This window comes from Pseudomonas agronomica, from assembly GCF_025917275.1.
Taxonomy (GTDB): Bacteria; Pseudomonadota; Gammaproteobacteria; order Pseudomonadales; family Pseudomonadaceae; genus Aquipseudomonas; species Aquipseudomonas agronomica.
Genome location: NZ_JAOSHO010000684.1, coordinates 1 through 2,141, shown reverse-complemented (window position 1 = coordinate 2,141; position 2,141 = coordinate 1). Strand labels below are relative to the sequence as shown.

General features: G+C 61.2%; 1 protein-coding gene. It reads right to left on the bottom strand.

Annotation, left to right across the window (positions count from 1 at the left end; all coding sequences use genetic code 11):
* On the bottom strand, positions 1-1,993 hold a 1,993-nt coding region (locus OC610_RS26155), incomplete at its 3' end, for a TonB-dependent siderophore receptor (protein ID WP_264431974.1).
* Positions 1,994-2,141: the final 148 nt, after the last annotated feature.

The window sequence follows — 2,141 nt, the reverse complement described above, 5'->3', positions numbered from 1 at the left end:
CCAGGCCACGCACCTGGACTTCACCCACCTGGCGGGTGACGTTGTTTTCGGTCACGGAGTTGTTTTTCTGGGTCAGGTCGAACACCGCGGCGGTCAGCAACGTCTTGGTGCCGGGTGGTTGGTACTTGATACCAGCCTCGTACTGTTCGCCTTCGGTCGGCTTGAACGCATCGGTGCTGTTGACGGTTGAACCTGCCGCCGCCTGGAACGATTGGGCGAAGGAGATGTAGGGCGTCACACCGTTATCGAAGACGTAGCTCAACGCCGCGTTGCCGCTGAATTTCTTGTCGCGCTGGGTGTTGGTGACGTTGTTCAGGTTGTGGAATTCGGTGCCGGTGTGAATCCAGTCTTCACGACCGCCGAGGATCAGGCGCCAATTATCCAGGGCGATCTGGTCCTGGACGTATAGGCCGGTCTGGTGGGTCTTCTGGTTATAGTCATACATGGTGAAGTACTGGACGTTGGAGAAATCCTGTCCATAGATCGGGTTGTGGATGTTGCTGGTCGGCACGCCAGTCGATCCCCAATCCCAGCGCGCATTGCTGTTGGAGCGCTGGTGATCCAGGCCCAGTAGCAGGGTATGGCTGAGGGGGCCGGTCTGGAAGTCGGCCTGGAAGTTGTTGTCCACGGCGAACTGGCTGATGTCTTCGTTGATGACGCTGGCGCTGCGCTTGACATTGCCGTCGGCGTCCACCGATTGGTCAGGACCGTCTGGCCAGAATTGGCCGCCGGCGGAGATGCCTTGGGTTTCCAGGTCGCTCTTGGTGTAGCGCAGGTTCTGGCGGAACTGCCAGGTGTCGTTCAGGCGAGTTTCAAAGGCATAACCCAACGCGTAATAAGTACGATCGTAGAATTCCCAGTCCGGGTCGCCGAGGTTCTTGTGATGGGAAATCTTGCCCGCCGGCGACGAGAGCCGGGTGCCTTGCAGCGGTAGGAATTGGCCGGTGATGCCAGTGTCGTCGCGGGTGTATTGCGACAGGAGCGTCAGGCGCGTGTCATCGTTGATGTTCCAGGTCAGGCTCGGCGCGAGGTTGTAGCGCTTGTCCGGGATGTGATCGACCTGGGCGTTGCTGTCGCGCACGGTGCCGCTGAGTCGATAAAGGAACTGGCCGTCGTCATCGACCTTGCCGGTGCTGTCGAAGTTGATCTGCTTGTGCTCGTAGCTGCCGGCCTGCAATTCGACTTCATGGCTGCTTTCAGATTGTGGGCGACGGCTGACCATGTCCAGCATGCCGCCCGGGGGCGTCTGGCCGTAGACCGAAGAGGCCGGGCCACGCAGCACGGCGATGCGCTCCAGGTTCCAGGGTTCGATTTTCGGCGTGATGTAATTGCCCCTGGGCAGTGGCAGGCCATCAAGGAACTGGGTCGGTATGAAACCGCGAACCAGCAACCAGTCGTTGCGCGAGTCCGAGCCGTAGCCGCTGCTCTGCACACCGGCGGTATAACGCAAGGCGTCGTTGAGGTTGAGGACAGAACGGTCTTCCATCTGCTGGCGGGTGACCACGGAAACGGAGCGCGGAAGTTCGACGATTGGCGTATCGGTCTTGGTACCCGCCGCTGTACGAGTGGCGACGTAGCCATCAGTCGGTCCCCACGCCGTTTCGCTGGTACCAGCGCCGATCACGCTGGTTTCCGGCAAGACCATGACGCCTTCAGGCGCGGCCACCAGGCTGAAGGTGCCGGCGCTGCTTCGTTCCAATTGCAGACCGGTGCCCCGCAAGGCTTCGCGCAGTGCGCCAGTGGCGTCGAACTGACCCTGGACCGGCGCCGACGTCTTGCCGGAAGCCAGGGACGGATCCAGGCTCAGGGCGAGGCCCGCCTGGCTGGCGATCTGGGTCAGGGTGCTGGCCAATGGCGCAGCGGGCAGGTTGTAGGCGCGCAAGCTTGAGGCCTGCTCGGCGGCCAGCAGCGTGGCGCTGGTCAACGGGGCGGCAAGGGCAATGGCAACGGCCAGCAGGCTGGGGCGCAACAGGGTCTCAAGCGGGCGGGACATACGGCGGCTCCTGAATGGAAATATTTCTCAATTGCCTGTGTGCCGGATGAAATTCGGAAAGTGATAGGGGCGGATGAAAATAATTTAGATTAAGATTGATATCAGTGGCTTGTGCTGGCATCCGTGGCCCCTTCGCGAGCAGGCTCGC